11 protein-coding genes are annotated in these 15,863 nt (G+C 74.2%); all 11 read right to left on the minus strand.

Annotation, left to right across the window (positions count from 1 at the left end; translation table 11 throughout):
• Positions 1-15 precede the first annotated feature (15 nt).
• The 11 genes from ABT354_RS24420 to ABT354_RS24470 all read right to left on the minus strand — a co-directional run bounded on the left by ABT354_RS24420 (position 16) and on the right by ABT354_RS24470 (position 15,858).
• The gene (locus ABT354_RS24420) at positions 16-657 is read right to left on the minus strand and encodes a LysE family translocator (RefSeq protein WP_351497321.1); all 642 of its coding nucleotides are present in this window, start codon (positions 655-657) and stop codon (positions 16-18) included.
• Between the two features lie 9 nt (positions 658-666).
• Positions 667-1,470, minus strand: a complete 804-nt coding sequence (locus ABT354_RS24425) for a 4'-phosphopantetheinyl transferase family protein (protein WP_351497323.1) — start codon at positions 1,468-1,470, stop codon at positions 667-669.
• A gap of 74 nt (positions 1,471-1,544) precedes the next feature.
• Positions 1,545-2,303 carry a thioesterase II family protein gene (locus tag ABT354_RS24430; protein WP_351497325.1) on the minus strand — a complete coding sequence of 253 codons (759 nt, stop codon included), beginning with the start codon at positions 2,301-2,303 and terminating at the stop codon, positions 1,545-1,547.
• Between the two features lie 8 nt (positions 2,304-2,311).
• Entirely contained in the window at positions 2,312-3,373 is a 1,062-nt protein-coding gene (locus tag ABT354_RS24435; protein WP_351497327.1) for an HAD-IIIC family phosphatase, read from the minus strand.
• Complete coding sequence (locus tag ABT354_RS24440) at positions 3,370-4,581, minus strand: acyl-CoA dehydrogenase family protein (RefSeq protein WP_351497329.1); 1,212 nt, start codon at positions 4,579-4,581, stop codon at positions 3,370-3,372. Before ABT354_RS24440 ends, ABT354_RS24435 begins: the two co-directional genes overlap by 4 nt.
• Positions 4,582-4,661: 80 nt before the next feature.
• Positions 4,662-4,931 (minus strand): acyl carrier protein, encoded by a 270-nt coding sequence (locus ABT354_RS24445; RefSeq protein ID WP_351497331.1) that lies wholly within the window; start codon positions 4,929-4,931, stop codon positions 4,662-4,664.
• A 72-nt stretch (positions 4,932-5,003) separates the two neighbouring features.
• On the minus strand, positions 5,004-5,882 hold the full coding sequence (locus ABT354_RS24450; RefSeq protein WP_351497333.1) for a 3-hydroxyacyl-CoA dehydrogenase family protein: 879 nt from the start codon (positions 5,880-5,882) through the stop codon (positions 5,004-5,006).
• A 93-nt stretch (positions 5,883-5,975) separates the two neighbouring features.
• Complete coding sequence (locus tag ABT354_RS24455) at positions 5,976-11,849, minus strand: type I polyketide synthase (RefSeq protein WP_351497335.1); 5,874 nt, start codon at positions 11,847-11,849, stop codon at positions 5,976-5,978.
• On the minus strand, positions 11,849-13,873 hold the full coding sequence (locus tag ABT354_RS24460) for an AMP-binding protein (RefSeq protein ID WP_351497337.1): 2,025 nt from the start codon (positions 13,871-13,873) through the stop codon (positions 11,849-11,851). The genes ABT354_RS24455 and ABT354_RS24460 overlap by 1 nt, the downstream gene beginning before the upstream one ends.
• A 210-nt stretch (positions 13,874-14,083) precedes the next feature.
• Positions 14,084-14,863 carry a 4-hydroxy-tetrahydrodipicolinate reductase gene (locus ABT354_RS24465; RefSeq protein ID WP_351497339.1) on the minus strand — a complete coding sequence of 260 codons (780 nt, stop codon included), beginning with the start codon at positions 14,861-14,863 and terminating at the stop codon, positions 14,084-14,086.
• Entirely contained in the window at positions 14,860-15,858 is a 999-nt protein-coding gene (locus ABT354_RS24470; protein WP_351497341.1) for a hypothetical protein, read from the minus strand. Before ABT354_RS24470 ends, ABT354_RS24465 begins: the two co-directional genes overlap by 4 nt.
• Between the last annotated feature and the right edge of the window lie 5 nt (positions 15,859-15,863).

A 15,863-nucleotide genomic window follows, 5' to 3' on the forward strand; every position in this document is an offset into this window, starting at 1 on the left:
GGCGGGGCGCCGGATCTACTGGCTCGTACTGCCGGTGGCGAGGACGGCGCCGGCGAGGGCGAGGAAGACGCCGCCTCCCACATAGCGCTGGGCGTGCAGGAAGCCCTTGCTCTGCTGGGCACGGCCCCGGACGAGCATGCTCAGCAGGCCCCAGCAGCCGTTGGTGAGCATGCCGACGATGACGAAGACAAGTCCGAGGACGAGGGTCTGCGACCAGACGGGGCCGCGGTCGCTGTGGATGAAGGCGGGGAAGAAGGCGAGGAAGAAGAGGGTGCTCTTGGGGTTGAGGGCGTTGACCACCAGCCCGTCGAGGAGGATGCGGCCCCCGGCGGCGGGTTCGGCGGGACCCGCCTCGGGGTCGATGGGGGTCACCGGGGTGCGCAGCCGGCGGATACCCAGATAGAGGAGGTAGGCGGCGCCGATGTACTTGACCACGTTGAAGGCGGTCTCGGAGGAGGCGACGAGGGCGGAGAGGCCCACGGCGGCGGCGAGCACCTGGACGAGGTCGCCCAGGGCGAGGCCGACGGTCGACAGCAGCCCGGCCCGGGAGCCCTGGTCGAGGGTGCGGCCGGTGACATAGAGCACCGACGGGCCGGGGACGATCAGCAGGGCGAGGGAGGCGGTGAGAAACCACCAGAGCGTGGCTGCCTGAGGCATCGTGTGGGTCTACCTTCCGTGGGGATGCGCGTGTGGTGTCCGCTCGACGGGACCCTCCCACGTCCAGCTGCGGAGCGCGCTCACCGGCCGGGTGGTGACCAGGGCGGCACAGGTTCCGGGCCGGATGTGAAGATCCCAGAGAAGCCTGGCATCACCCAGCCGGAGTGTTCGCGGAATGGGACAGTCCGCCGCCTTGGCGAAGGCTTCGCGGCGGGTCCAGCCGGTGAAGAAGACACGGCGGCCCGCCGGATCGGGGAGGGCGGCGGCGAGTTCGGCCTCGGCGGGGCCCAGGAAGCGGCGGGCCATGGTCCGGTGGTCCAGGGCCGGGTCGATCTCCTCGATGTCGACGCCGACGCGGGTGCGGTGGGCCACGGCGATCAGGGCGGTGGCGCCGGAGTGGGAGAGGCTGAAGTCCAGACCCTCCAGATCCTCCAGACCCTCTGCCCCCGTCAGACCCTCCGACCTCTCCAGACCTGCCGAACTTTCCAGACCCTCCAGGCCCTCCGGCCCCTCCGGATCCTTGAGCCTTTCGGCACCCCCGAGGCGGCCCACCGGTGTCGCCAGCCGGGGGCGGCCCCGGGGGCTGGTCAGAAAGCGCAGCCGCTCCGGCGCGGTCCCGGTGTAGCGGGCGAGCACCGAGCGCAGCGCGCCCCGGGCGGCGGTGAACCGGTCCCGCTGGAGCGGCAGCACACAGCGGCGGGCCCGTTCGCGCTCGTCGGGGCCGAGCAGTTCGCGCAGGGCGCGCAGCCCCTCGGCGGGAAGGTCGAGGTCGACGCTCCACACATGGGCCTCGTCGCTCCCGGGGAGGGGCACGCGCGCCCCACCGCGCCCCGGCCCCGGGAGCAGGGCCGGGGTGCCGGAGGGCGCGCGGAGGTCCCGGGTGCGGTTCATACCGCTGCGCGGCCGGGGGTACGGTCCAGGATGCCGCCGATCGCGCCCAGCAGCGTGGACCGGGCCGAGTGCAGGAAGAAGTGGCCGCCCTCCAGGGTCCGCGCGGTGAACGGCCCGGTGGTCTGCTCGCCCCAGGCGGCGACCCCCTTCTCGTCCGCGTGCTCGTCCGTACGCCCGCCGAAGGCCGAGACGGGGCAGTCCAGCGGGGGCTCCGGCGCGTACCGATAGGTGTCGTTGAGCCGGAAGTCCGCCCGCAGTCCGGGCCTGACCAGGCGCATCACCCGGGGGTCCGAGAGCAGTTCCTCGGGGGTGCCGCCCATCGCCCGCAGCGCCCCGGTGAACTCCTCGTCGGGCAGATCGTGGATATGCGGGCGCTCATGGGGCAGGTGGGGCGCCCGCCGCCCGGAGACGATCAGATGTTCGGGGCCGGGGCCCCCGGTCGCGCGCATCCGCCGGGCGAGCCCGAAGGAGATGAGCGCGCCCATGCTGTGCCCGAAGAGGACATAGGGCTCGGCGCAGTACTCCGCGAGGGCGTCGCCGAGGTCGGGGACGAGATCGGCGAGATCGTCGTACGGCCGTTGCAGGATCCGGGACTCCCGTCCGGGGAGCCGGACGGCGGCGACCTCCACATCGGCGGGGAGGGCGTCGGCCCAGTCGGTGAAGACCGCGCTGCCGCCCCCGGCGTAGGCGACGCATATCAGCCGGAGTCTGGCCTCCGGCCGGGGCCGGGGGCGGACCAGCCACCCCCCGTTCACGGGCGGGCTCACCGGGTGCCGTCCCGGGCGGGCAGCTCGACGGTGAGATAGCCGGGGAACGGGGGGACATCGGCGAGGTCGGCCGCCAGCCGGACCAGCTCGCCCTCGCGGCCGATCTCACGGAAGCCGGAGAACTTGTAGGTCACGAACATCATGCGGTTGCGGCCGTTGGGGAGGAACTCGGCGAGCAGCCGCACCCCGGCGTCGCGGGCGCTCTGCCGCAGATGGGTGATGAGGACCCCGCCAACGCCCCGGGACATGACCCGGCAGCTCATGAGGAGGAGCTTGATCCGCCAGGCGTCGGGCTCCCGCTCCAGCAGCACCAGGCCGATGGTGCCGTACGGGCCGTGCTTGTCCTCCAGCCGGGCGACGAGGAGTTCATGGTCGGGCGAGCGGCGGAAGGCGTCCAGTTCCTCGTACGAGTAGGTGTAGCCGGTGGTGTTGAGCTGGTTGGTCCGGACGGTGAGTTCCTCGGCGCGCTGGAGGTCGCCCTCGCCGGCGGGGGCGATGGTGAAGGTCATCCCGAGGGTGGCGAGGAACTCCTCCTTGGGCCCGGTGTAGTCGCTCTCGGCCTCGGAGCGCACCTGGTCGGCCCGGTACATGGCGCGGCGCCGGGCGGAGTCGTCGGTGAGGAAGCGGGGGGTGAACTCGGGCCGTGCGGGCAGTCCGGCGGCCTCCGCCGCGTCCACGCAGAGCACCTCGGGGATCTCGTGGGCGACCTCGCCGCGCTCGAAGGGGTCGTCGTCCACGAAGGCGAAGGAGTCCAGGCCGAGGTTGAGCGCCTCGGCGATGGCCCGTACCGAGGAGGACTTGGCGTTCCAGCCGATCCGGGGGTGCAGGAAGTAGTCGAAGAGCCCGTGGCGGCGGAGTTCGGCCGCCGCCGCGTCGTGGTCGTTGCGGCTGGCGATGGACTGGAGGATGCCGCGCCGGTCGAGTTCCTCGATGGCCTCGCGGACGCCGGGGCGCAGCTCGGCCGCGCCGTCCTCCAGGAGGATGCCGTCCCATACGGTGTGGTCGAGGTCCCAGACAACGCATTTCACGGTCTTCGTGGGGCTGGTCGCGCCGGTCATGCTGTCACCTTCCCCCCGGCGCCGGCCGGGGTGTTCTCAAGCGCCGCGGCGGTGGACACCCGGTCCGCGGCCCGGCTGTGGTAGGCCGATTGGGCGATGGTGGTCTGCTGGATCTCGGTGCTGCCCTCGATGATCTCCATGACCTTGGCGTCGCGGAGATACCGCTGTACGGGGTGCTCCTCGCCGCAGCCGTGGGCGCCGTGGATCTGCACGGCGTCGGACGCGCTGCGGAAGGCGCCGGTGGCGGAGAGGTACTTGGCCATCCAGGTGGCGTGGACGCTCTGCGGGTCGCCGGCCTCGCGGAGCCAGCCCGCCTGCTGGCAGAGGAGCCGGGCGGCGCTGGTCTGGGTGGCCATGTCGGCGAGCATCCGCTGGACGAGCTGGTGGTCGCGGAGCGGAGTGCCGAAGGTCTCGCGCCGTTCGGCATGGGCGAGGGAGGCGTCCAGACAGGCCTGGGCGAGGCCGACACACCCCCAGGCGACGCTGTAGCGGCCGAGTTCGAGGGCGTCGGCGGCGACGGCGGCGAGGCCGAAGCCGGGGCGGCCGAGGAGGGCGTCGGCGCCGACCCGGCAGTCGTGCAGATCGAGGGAGGCGATGAGGGAGGCCCGGGTGCCGAGGATGCCCCGGACGGGGGTGACGGTGAGCCCGGGGGCGTCGCGGGGGACGAGGAAGGCGGTCGGGCGGTCGTCCAGTCGGGCGAAGAGCAGCAGGACGTCGGCGCGCTGCCCGAAGGTGATCCACCGTTTGGCGCCGTCGAGGACGAAGCCGTCGTCGGTGCGGCGGGCGGTGGTGGCGAGGGCCTGCACATCGCTGCCCGCGCCGGGTTCGGTGAGGGCGAAGGCGCCGATCGCGGCGCCGGTGGCGAGGCGGGGCAGCCAGGTGTCGCGCTGGTGGGGGGTGCCCCAGCGGGCGATGGCCCGGCTGGCCATGCCATGGACGGTGAGCAGGCTGCGGACGGAGGAGCAGGCGCGCCCGAACTCCTCGTTGAGCAGCCCGAACTCCAGGGCGCCGAGTCCGGTGCCGCCGTGGGCCGCCGGCACCGCGCCACCGAGGTGTCCGGCGGCCCCGGCGGTGGTGATGAACTCCTCGGGCAGTGCCGATGCGCGGTCCCAGGCGTCCGCGTACGGGGCGATGTGCTCGCGGGCGAACGCCTCGTACACGGCACGGGCGGTGGCCTGTCCGGGGGTGAGCTGTACGCGTGTGGCCATGGTGGTGGTCTCCGGGCGGGGTGGTTCGGGGGCGGGGTGGTCTCCGGGCGGTCGGGCGGGCGCGGGCGGGTCCGTGCGGGTCAGTCGCCCGCGCCGGCGGAGCGCTTGCGCGTGACGAAGGTGTCGATGGCGGCGACGGTGTTGAAGTTCGCCATTTCGAGGTCGTCGTCCTCGACGGTGAGGTCGTAGGTGGTCTCCACGAAGGAGACCAGCTGCATCACGAAGAGGGAGTTGACGAAGCCGGTGGCGAAGATGTCCTCGTCGTCGGCGAGGCGGTGGTCGCCGAAGAACTGGGCGAGGAAGGCCCGGATGGTCGGCTTGTTGTCGGCGACGGTGTGCTGGGCTGTCATGGTGTGGCCGTTTCTCTCGGGGCGTCGGTCGGGCGAGGGTTCACAGGGCCGGGTGCTCGGGCGGACAGAGGTTCAGGAGGGGGACAGGGCGGAGGTGTAGCTGAAGAAGCCCTCACCGCTCTTGCGGCCGAGGAGCCCCGCGTCGACCATCCGCACCAGCAGCGGGCAGGGCCGGTACTTGCTGTCGCTGAAGGCGGTGTAGAGGCCCTCGACCGACTGGAGGATGGTGTCGAGCCCGATGAGGTCCGCCGTCTCCAGCGGGCCCATCTTGTGGCCGAAGCAGCTCTTGAAGATGCGGTCGACCTCCTCGGCGGTGGCGACGCCCTCGTGGACGAGGTAGACGGCCTCGTTGACGGTGAGCATCAGGACCCGGTTGGAGACGAAGCCCGGCGAGTCCTGGACGACGACGCACTCCTTGCCCATCTGGGTGAGCAGCGTGCGGGCGGTGTCCAGGGTCTCCTCGGTGGTGTGGTGGCCCTGGATGACCTCGACCATCGGCTTCATCGGTACGGGGTTCATGAAGTGCATGCCGAGGACCCGCCCGGGGCGGCCGGTCGCGGCGCCGATCCGGGTGATGGGGATGACGGAGGTGTTGGCGGCGAAGACGACTTCCGGGCGCGTCGCGGCGTCGATCCGCTCGTACACACCGCGCTTGATGTCCCAGTCCTCGGTGACGTTCTCGATGACGAAGTCGACGGTGTCGAAGCCCTCGTACTCGGTGGTGTACGCGATGCGCTTGGCGACCACCCGGCGGTCCTCGGCGGGGCCGGACGCGCCGAGGAGCCGGCCGAACCGCAGCCCCTGGAGGATCTCGCGTTCGGCGCGCTCCAGGATCTCCTGGCTGCGGTCGACAAGGATCACCTGATGGCCGCTCTGGGCGAGGGCCTGGCCGAGGCCGGTGCCCATCACTCCGGCGCCGACGACGCCGACGGTGCGTATGGCCTGTGTCATCTGTGCTCCTGACTCGGTACGGGCGGTACGGGCGGTACGGGCGGTGCGCGCGCTCAGCAGTGGTCGCTCAGCAGTGGTACGGGGCGGTACGGCTCAGGGGGCGGATGCGGCGGCGGCTACGGCTGCGGCTACGGGGGCGGGGAGCAGCGGGCGGACCACGTCGGCCAGCCGGTCCACGGTCAGCGCCTCGAAGAGCGCGTTGAGGGGCAGGTCGACGCCGAGTTCACGGCGGACCCGGGCGAGGAGCTGCACCCCGAGGAGGGAGTGGCCGCCCAGCTCGAAGAAGTCGTCGTGGACGCCGATGTCCTGGACGCCGAGGAGGGCGGACCAGAGGCCGGCGAGGCGTTCCTCGACCGGGTCGCCCGGGGCCCGGTAGGCGGTGGTGAGCCGGGGGCGGGGGTGGGCCGCCCCGGTCGCGGATCCGTCCGCGCCGGCGGTCGCCGGGTCGTCCTCGTCGGTGCGGTCGCGGCCCCGGGCGATATCGGCGATGACGGCGTCGAGGTCCTTGGCGACGATGGCGATCCGGGGCCCCGGGTCGGCGGCGAGGACCCTCAGCAGGGCGTCGACGCCCTCGTGGGGGCGGATGCCCTGGGCGAGGTGTTCGCCGAGTCCCGCGTCGCCGCCTTGGGTACGGGGGGTGGCGCGGGGGGCCGGGGGCCGGTAGGGGGCGACCTCGGCGGAGGTGCCGTCCCGCAGCGACTCCAGCCGGTCCTTGAGCCGGGTGACCCGCTTGAGCAGGAAGTTCTCCACGCGGACGAGTTCGTTGCCGTCCTCGTCCAGCAGGGTGAAGTCGACGGTGAAGGTCTCCTTGCCGGGGCGGTCGGTCTCCTGGAAGCGGTGGTGGCTGTAGATCCGGCGGGTCAGCGGGGCGAGGAGGGTGAGACGCCCGTAGGAGAGGGGGATACGGAACTCCTGGGCGAGGTTCATGCCGTGGAAGCCGGCGCCCAGGTCGAGGAGGGAGGGGTGGAGGGCGATGTGCTCCAGGTCGCCCGCGAACTCGGCGGGGAGTTCCAGTTCGGCGAGGGCGCCGTGGTCGCCGAGGTGGACCCGGCGCAGGCAGCGGGAGCGGCCGCCGAAGCCCATGGGGCCGGTGTGTTCGATGGCGCCGAGGTCGCGCAGGCCTCCGTCGGCGATGAGGGCGGCGAGGTCGTGGCGGACGGGGGCGGGCGGGTCGGTGAGGGGTGCGGCCTCGCCGGTGACATGGGCGTGCCAGCCCTCCTCGTACCCGCTCCCGGTGCCGGTACGGGTGCCGGTGCCGGTGCCGGGGGGCGTGGCGTCCTCGGGGACGGGGCGGCTGACCACGGTGAAGCGCATGGGCGCCGTGTCACCGCCGCCGGGCTCCTTGTCGAGGATGATCCGCAGCTCGCGGCGCTGGTCGTCGCCGATGACGACCGGCGACAGGAAGGTGACGTCGCGGAGTTCGATCCCCGGGCCGCCGCGCTGATGGGCGTGGGCGGCGCGGACCAGTTCGAGATGGCCGGTGCCCGGGACGACGGCGCTGCCCTCCATGCGGTGCTCGTCGATGAGCCAGGACCCGGCGACGGAGAGGGAGACCGCGTACACGGCCCGTTCCTCGTCGTCGCTGAGGCAGGCCTCCAGGAGGGGGTGGTCGACCGGTCCGGTGCGGGAGCGGTGGGTGCCGATCAGCCGGGCGGCCATGCCGACATCGCGCCAGCCGTCCCAGTTGACGGAGACGGTCCGGGGGCCGCCGGTGAGGTCGTTGTGGTGGGCGAGCGCGTCGAGGAAGGCGTTGGCGGCGACATAGTCGATCTGTCCCGGGCCGCCGGTGAGGGCGAGGGTGGAGGAGCAGAGGACGGTGACGGAGGTCCCGAGGCGGCGGGCGACGGCGTCGACGGCGAGTGCGCCGCGCACCTTGGGGGCGAGGACCCGGCGGGCGGTCTCGTCGTCCTTGAGCTGGGCGAGCCCGGCGGCGGGGACGCCCGCCGCGTGCACGATGGCATGGACCGCGCCGAAGCGGCGTACCGCCTCGTCGGCGGCCTCGTCCAGCCGGGCGGCGTCGGTGACATCGGCGGCGACGGGGAGGACTTCGGCGCCGAGGGCTTCGAGGGCGCGGACGGCCCTGATCCGGTCGACCGCCCCGGACCCGCTGTCGGATCCGTTGTCACTGTCGCTGTCCGTGTCGGCCCCGGCCAGGAGGTCGTCCCAGGTGTCGCGCGGCGGCAGCGGGCTGCGGCCGACGAGCACCAGCCGGACGGGGCCCCGCTCCGCGAGATGGCGGGCGAGGGCGAGGCCGATGCCGCCGAAGCCGCCCGTGATCAGCCAGACGGCGTCGGGCGCGGGCAGCGCGTCCCCGGTGGCCCCGCCGGCGCCGCCCGGGAGCGGGTCGAGGCGCAGCGGCCGGTGGCCGGTGGTCCAGCGGCCCCGGCCGCGCAGCGCGGTGAGGGCGTGTCCGGAGGGGTGGAGCAGCTCGGCCAGAAGGTGGTCCACCGTCAGGTCGGGGGCGGCGGGTGCGGCGTCGGAGACAGAAGGGAGGGAGATGTCGATGCCCCGGCAGACGGTGTCGGGCTGTTCCAGCGGCAGGACCAGGCAGGGCCCGGTGGCGGTGGCCTTCTCGGGGGCGGTCCGCTCGGTGCCGAGGACGGCATGGGCGTCGCTGGTGACGACGGCGATGTCCAGCGCCTCGCCCGCCCAGCGGCTCGCGGTGGCCCGGTTGAGCCGGAGCAGCGAGCCGAAGCCGTGCTCCAGGGTGGTGTCGGCGTCGGTGCGCGGACCCACCGTCCACAGGTGGACGACATGGGCGGGGCGCCGGTCGCGCTCGTCGAGGTCGGCGACGAGCCGCCGGTGGTCGTCGTCGGAGCCGGGCGCGATCGTGTACGTCCCGTCCTCGCCCCGGTGCCAGGTGGTGCCGGGCCGTACCAGGGTGACCCGGTGCCCGGCGCGGGTCAGCCGCTCGGCGAGAGCGTCGCCCGTGCTCCGGGTGTCCCCGGTGCCCTGGGTGTCGGCGAAGAGCAGCCAGTCGGCGGGCTCCGTACCACCACCGGGAGTGCGCGGATGGGGGGCGATGGGCTCCCACAGCGGCACGGTGAACCAGTCGGCGATGTCGTCCTTGCGGGCGAGCGAGGGCGCGGCTGCCGCAGTGGCTGCCGCAGTGCCGGGCGTGGTGGGAACGGCGTCGATCCAGTGGCGGCGCCGTTCGAAGGGGTAGGTGGGCAGGGGCTCCTTCGGCGGGGTCGCGCCGCCCCGTACCGCCGTCCAGTCGAGTTCGGCCCCCGCCGCCCAGAGCTTGCCGGCGGTGGTGAGGAAGAAACCGGCCTCGCTCTGGCGGTCGTACTCGCCGGGGAGTGAGGCATAGGCGGCGGGCCGCGCGGTCTCCCGGCCGTCGGGGCCGGTGGCCGGGGGGCGGGCCTGGAGGGCGAGGCTGCTGAGGGACTGCCCGGGGCCGATCTCCAGCAGCAGCCGGTCGTCCGTCTGCCACAGCCGCCGTACACCGTCGCCGAACCGCACGGTCTCGCGCAGATGGCGGCCCCAGAAGGCGGGGCTGGTGGCCTGCTCGGGGGTGATCCAGTCGCCGGTGACATTGGAGACATACGGGGTGTGGGGGGCCGACAGTTCCACTCCGGCGACGAGTTCGGTGAAGCGGGCGACGACGGGTTCCATCATGTGCGAGTGGAAGGCGTGGGTGGTGCGGAGCCTGCGGACGGCCACCTCGTCGGCGCCGAGGCGCTCCGCCAGGGCGGCGATCCGGTCGGTCTCGCCCGCGACGACACAGAGCCGGTCGCCGTTGACGGCGGCGAACGAGAGTCCCCCGGGTCCGTCGCCGAGGAGCGGACGGATCTCCTCCTCGGGGAGGGGTACGGCGAGCATCGCACCGCCGGGCACCTCCTCGATGAGGCGGGCGCGGTGGGCTATGAGCCGCAGGGCGTCGTCCAGGGAGACCACTCCGGCGAGGCAGGCCGCCGCGTACTCGCCGATGCTGTAGCCGATGAGCGCGTCGGGCCGGATGCCCCAGGACTGCCAGAGGACGCCGAGGGCGTACTCCACGACGAAGGTGGCGGGCTGCGCGTAGAGGGTGCGGTCGAGCGGGGACGCGGGCTGTTCGGTACGGGGTCCCCGGCCGAGGAGCCGGCGCAGATCGGGGGTGCCGTCACCGCCGGACGCCGGACCGGAAGCCGGTCCGGTGGCCGCCTCGGCCGGGTACATCAGGGTGCGCAGATCGATCCCGAGATGGGGTACGAGGGCGAGCGCGCAGCGGTCGACGGCGGCACGGAACTCCGGCTCGGTGTCGTACAACTCACGGCCCATCCCGGGGCGCTGCTCGCCGAGTCCGGGGAGGAGGAAGGCGATGGCGGGCGGGGAGCCGTCGTGGTGGCCGCCGCGCAGGGCCCGGGGGTCGCGCAGCGCCTCGGCGGCCCCGCCGTGGTCGCGGGCGACGACGAAGCGGCGGTACGGGAAGGGGCGCCGGCCGGTCTGGAGGGTGCGGGCGGTGGCGGCGAGGGGGGTGGTGCCGGAGTGGTCCGCGAGATGGCCGGCGAGCCGGTCGGTGGCGGTCTCCAGGGCTTCGGGGGTACGGGCGGAGAGCGGGAGCAGCTGGCGGCGCTCCCCCGGCGAAACCGGCTCCGGGGCAGGAGTGCCTTCGGCGCCGGGTGCTTCCTCCAGGACGACATGGGCGTCGGTGCCGCCCATCCCGAAGGAGCTGACGCCCGCCCGGCGCGGCCCCTCCCCCGCCTCCCAGGGCCGGGGCCGGGTGTTGACGAAGAACGGGGTGGCGTCGAAGTCGATGTCCGGGTTGGGCTTGTCGAAGTGGAGGCTGGGCGGGATCTCCCGGTGCTGGAGGGCGAGCACGGTCTTGATGAACCCGGCGATTCCGGAGGCCACATGGGTGTGGCCGATATTGCTCTTGACCGCGCCGATGGCGCAGCTTCCGGGGGTGGCGCCGTCGGCGGCGAAGACCCGGGTGAGCGCCTGGATCTCGATGGGGTCGCCGACGGGGGTGCCACTGCCGTGGGTCTCCACGTACGAGACGGTCGCCGGGGAGACCTCGGCCGCCTCATAGGCGGCGGCGATGACCCGGGCCTGTCCGGCGGCGCCGGGGGCGGTGAAGCCGACCCGGCGGGCGGCGTCGTTGCCGACGGCGGAGCCCTTGATGACGGCGCGTACGGGGTCGCCGTCGGCGAGGGCGTCCTCCAGGCGCTTGAGGACGACGATCCCGGCGCCGTTGGAGGCAACGGTGCCCTCGGCGCGGGCGTCGAAGGGGCGGCAGTGGCCGTCGGAGGAGAAGATCCCGCCGGGCTGGTGGACATAGCCGGCCTGCCGGGCACGGACGGTGGCGCCGCCCGCGAGGGCCATCTCGCAGTCGCCGCTGAGCAGCGCCTGACAGGCGAGATGGACGGCGACGAGCGAGGTGGAGCAGGCCGTCTGGACGGTGAGCGCGGGGCCGTCGAGGTCGAGTTTGTACGCGATCCTGGTGGCCAGGTAGTCCTTCTCGTTGGCGAGGTTGCGGGCGAACTCCTCGGCCGTGTCATGAGGGTCGGCGGCACCGGCGGTGAGCTGGGCGAGATAGCTGCCGTAGTAGGAGCCGGCGTACACACCGACCGGTCCCGGGGCGTTCCTCGGGTCGTATCCGGCGTCCTCCAGGGCGGTCCAGGCGCATTCGAGCAGGACCCGCTGCTGGGGGTCGAGCAGATCCGCCTCCTTGGGGCTGTAGCCGAAGAAGGGGGCGTCGAAGAGGTCGGCGCCGTCGAGCACGCCCTGGGCGGGGACGTAGTCGGGGTCGTCGAGGTGGACGGCGGGGACCCCGGCGGCGACCAGTTCCTCGCGGGTGAAGACGGTGATGGACTCGGTGCCGGTGGAGAGGTTGCGCCAGAAGGCGGTGGCGTCCGGGGCGCCGGGGAAGCGGCAGGCGAGCCCGATGACGGCGATCTCCAGACCGGTGGCCCCGGCGGGCTCCGGGGCGGGCTCCTCGTCCGGGAGGGGCGCCGGGGTGCGGTACGCGTCGGGGTGGTCCATCAGTGCTTCTCCTCGGTCGAGGCGTCCGTCGAGGTGTCCGTCGAGGTATTGGCGGGTCGGCCCGGCGCGGTACGGGTGGCCCTGCGGGTGCGGCGGCCGAGCATCCGGTCCTTGCCCCGGGCCCGGCGCTCGGCCGCCTCGGCGGCCGCTTCGGCGGGGGCCGGGCCGCCCGGGGCCGCGCCGTCCGCCCCGTCCGCGCCGGAGAGATGCCCGGCCAGTGCGGCGACGGTCGGGTACATGGTGAGGACGACCACCGGCAGCTCCCGGTCCAGCTCCTGGCGCAGCCGCTCGGAGACCCGGGCCAGCAGCAGCGAGTTGCCGCCGAGGTCGAAGAAGTTGTCCTCGGGGCCGACGCCCCCCGGGCGTTCCAGCACCGCCGACCAGATGGCGGCGATCCGGCGCTCCAGGGGGCCCCGGGGGCCGGGGCCCGCCGTGGCGGCGGTGGGCGCGGGAGTGGGTGCGGCGGTGGGCAGGAGTTCGGCGAGTTTCAGCCGCTGCACCTTGCCCGCCGGGCTCTTGGGGACATCGGCGACCAGATGGACCCGGCTGGGGACCTTGTGGTCAGCGAGGTGTTCCGCCGCGTACGCCCGGATCTCGTGCTCGGTGACGGTGGCGCCGGGCCGGGGCACGATCGCGACGGACACATCCTCGCCGAGGGTGGCGTGCGGCACCCCGAAGGCGACGGCCAGCTGGACCGCCGGATGGCCGGAGAGCACATCGTCCACCTCGGCCGGGGAGACCTTGGAGCCGCCCCGGTTGATGATCTCCTTGCTGCGCCCGACGACATACAGATAGCCGTCCTCGTCGAGCCGGCCCTCGTCGCCGGTGCGGAACCAGCCGTCGTCGGTGCGGGCGATCCCGTTGGCCTCGGGGTTGTTCTCGTACCCGGCGGTGACATTGGTGCCCCGGATGGCGATCTCGCCGGACTCACCGGGCCCGAGCCGGCGTCCGGCCTTGTCCAGCACGGCGACGGGGCCGCCGACCGGGACGCCGACGGAGCGGAGTTTGCGCACCCCGGGCGGGAGCGGGTTGCTGGTGACGAGGGAGCCCGCCTCGGTCATCCCGTACGCCTCGATCACCGGCGCGCCGAACACCTCCTCCAGGGCGGTGAGGACTGGTCCTGGCAGGGGGGCGGAGGCGGAGCGGATGAACCGCAGCGGGGCGGCGGCCAGCGCCTCCTTGTGCTCGTCGGCGACGGCCAGCAGGGTCTGGTGCATGGTGGGGACGGCCGTGTACCAGGTGGGCCGGAAGCCGGTGAGCCAGTCGAAGAAGCCGCTCGCGGAGAAGCCGGGTGTGCAGACGAGGGAGCCACCGCCGGCCAGGGTGGCCAGCAGGGTGCTGGTGAGCCCGTGGGCGTGGAAGAGCGGCATCACATTGAGGCAGCGGTCGGTCTCACCGAGGGCGAAGGCGGCCCGGGTGTTGCCCGCCGCCGCGCAGAGGTTGGTGTGGGTGAGCGGGACCAGCTTGGGGCGGGAGGTGGTGCCGGAGGTGTGCAGGATGAGGGCGGTATCGGCGGGACCTGCGGGGGTGGCCCGTACGGCGGGACGTGCCGGCTGGCCGTCGGCGGCGCGCAGGGTGAAGGCGCCCGCAGAACCGGTGGTGTCGGGGACGAGTTCGACGATCCGGATGCCCCGGGCGCGGGCCACGGCGACGGCGGGCGAGTCGCTGCCCGCCTCCACCAGCAGGGCGTCGGCGCCCATGTCGCCGAGGTAGAAGTCGAACTCGCGCTCCTTGTAGGCGGGGTTGAGGGGCGCGGCACAGGCATGGGTGGCGACGGCGAGGAAGGCGAGCGCGAGGCAGGGCCCGTTGGGGAGCACGATGCCGACCCGGTGGCCGCCTCCGACGCCGAGGTCGGCGAGGGTGCGGCCCGCCTCGGCGACCCGGTCCCGCAGGGCGGCGTAGCCGAGGGGTTCGGCGCCGGGCGCGTGCAGGGCGGGGGCGGTGGGGCGCTCGGCGGCGTGGTGGTCGAGGAGGTGCCACAGGGTGGTGAAGGGGCGGTCGGGACGGTCCTCTGGGTGACTCATCGGGGCTCGCTTCCTTGGGATACGGGGTCGCCGGTCGCGCTGCCGTTCATGCCGTCGGGGGTGGCGCCGGGTTCCGTGCGGCCGGAGTCACCGAGGTCACCGGGGACGCCGGGGTCGCTGAGGTCACCGGGGCCCGCTCGCCCGGGGTGGGGCGCCGCCGCCGGGCGGTGGGGTGCGGCGGGGCGGCGGCTCCCGCTCCGGGGCGACGGGTCACGCCACGTCCTCCAGGGTGTAGACGCCCGGCCGGGCCCGCGCGGCGAAGCGCACGGACCGCAGCACTCCGGGGAGGAAGGCGGTCCGGTCGGCGACCCGGTGGAGAACCTCGACATGTTCCCCCGTACCGGCGGCGACCAGCCGGTGTTCGCTGACCCCGTTGCCCATCCGGAACGAGGCGACGTCCGGCTCGCGCCCTTCGCCCGCGCCGCGCGCGCCCTGCCACCGGCCCGCGAGGAAGCGCGCGGTGGCGCTGGGCCGGTCGAGCTTGCCCGCGAAGTGGATGTCGAGGACGCCCGCGTCCCAGCTGTCGTCGGTGATCCGGGAGAGATCCTCGGCGAAGCGGGCGACGGCGAGCAGCGCGAGGCTGAAGTTGGCGGCGGCGACGACCGGGGTGTGCCGTCCGACCTCGGCGATCAGCTCCCGTTCGGCGTCGCCGAGGCCGCTGGTGCCGATGACCAGGGGGCAGGGTGTCTCCACCGCCTGGCGCAGCAGGGCGGCGGTGGCCTCGCGGGCGGTGAAGTCGACCACCACGGGCGGGGGTCCCGCCAGCTCCTTGAGCCCTCCGACCAGGGGTGCTCCGCCGGAGTGCGCACCGGGCTCACCGGGCACGGGCGCGGGCGCGGATACGGGCGCGGGGCGCAGGGTGAGCCGTCCGGTCAGGCTGAGATCGGGTGCGCCCGCGATGGCTCCGGCGATGAGCCGGGCCATGCGTCCGGAGCGTCCGCAGACCACGATGGGCACGGTGGGGACGGTGGGCTCGGTGGGGATCGTCATGCGCGGGCCGCCCCGGGGACGAGGCCCATCCGGCGGGCGAGTTCGCCCTCCGCCATCCGGCGCCCGCCGAAGCAGGACGGGACCACCTCGGCGGGCCAGTCGTCGCCGCCGGGCCCGCTCACCAGGCCCAGTTCGGTGGTCATGTCCTCGGCGACCCGGACCGTACGGGCCAGCAGATCGGTGGCGGCGACCAGGACGGCGGCGGCCGGTTCGGCGCCCGCCGGGGCCTGCTTGAACTCCGGGCCGAAGCTGGCGGCGGCGGCGGCGAGGGACAGCTCGATCTCCAGCTTGCTCAGCTCATGGGCGAGGTACTGGGAGGTGCTGAGCGCCTCGGTGCCCTCGCCGGTGCCCGCGAGCGAGCGCCGCAGCTCGGCGACGGTCCCGGCGCTCCAGGTGACGGCGCGCCGGGAGAACTCCCAGCCGTACGCGTCGATCACGGGCGCCAGCGGCCCGTCGGGGCCCCGGCTCACGGGCCCGGTGACGGCCCGTGCGTCGAGGACGGCGCCGTCCACGGTGGTCCAGCCGCCGTCCCGGGCGCGGCCCGCGCCGTGGTGGCGCAGCCCGTCGAGGGTGTGCGGAAGGAGCGCGAGCCGGGTGGTGGCGTCGTCCTCGTGGTGGAGGGCGACCAGGGTGATATCGGCGCGGACGGCGGTGGTACGGAAGCGTCCGCCGAGGGTGAGGGTTCCGTCGGGGCCGCGCACGGCCCGTACGGTGGGCGCGGTGGCGTCGAAGACGGCGTTGGGGGTGAAGAGTCCGAGGGCGGCGCGGCGGGTGCCGTCGCGGACGGCCTTGAGGTGCCCGTCCAGGTCCTCGGGGAAGAGGGCGAGCAGGGGCAGTACCCCGTACAGCTGCTCGGTGTGGGCGAGGGCGTCGGCGAACGGCAGCTCGTTCCAGACCCGGTCCAGATGGGCCGCGATCTCCTCGGGGGTGGCGCCGGCGCCGGGGAGGGCGGTCCCGGGGGCGTCGGCGAGGGCGGTCTCGGGTGCGGTGCTCACGGCTC

Origin of the sequence: Streptomyces sp. NPDC000594, assembly GCF_040299965.1 — a bacterium.
Classification (GTDB): Bacteria; Actinomycetota; Actinomycetes; order Streptomycetales; family Streptomycetaceae; genus Streptomyces.

Bases quoted from the DNA above. Each gene is read 5' to 3' on its own strand.
- ABT354_RS24465 (WP_351497339.1), bottom strand. From the start codon at position 14,863: ATGACGATCCCCACCGAGCCCACCGTCCCCACCGTGCCCATCGTGGTC.
- ABT354_RS24460 (WP_351497337.1), bottom strand. From the start codon at position 13,873: ATGAGTCACCCAGAGGACCGTCCCGACCGCCCCTTCACCACCCTGTGG.
- ABT354_RS24445 (WP_351497331.1), bottom strand. From the start codon at position 4,931: ATGACAGCCCAGCACACCGTCGCCGACAACAAGCCGACCATCCGGGCC.
- ABT354_RS24450 (WP_351497333.1), bottom strand. From the start codon at position 5,882: ATGACACAGGCCATACGCACCGTCGGCGTCGTCGGCGCCGGAGTGATG.
- ABT354_RS24435 (WP_351497327.1), bottom strand. From the start codon at position 3,373: ATGACCGGCGCGACCAGCCCCACGAAGACCGTGAAATGCGTTGTCTGG.
- ABT354_RS24420 (WP_351497321.1), bottom strand. From the start codon at position 657: ATGCCTCAGGCAGCCACGCTCTGGTGGTTTCTCACCGCCTCCCTCGCC.
- ABT354_RS24440 (WP_351497329.1), bottom strand. From the start codon at position 4,581: ATGGCCACACGCGTACAGCTCACCCCCGGACAGGCCACCGCCCGTGCC.
- ABT354_RS24455 (WP_351497335.1), bottom strand. From the start codon at position 11,849: ATGGACCACCCCGACGCGTACCGCACCCCGGCGCCCCTCCCGGACGAG.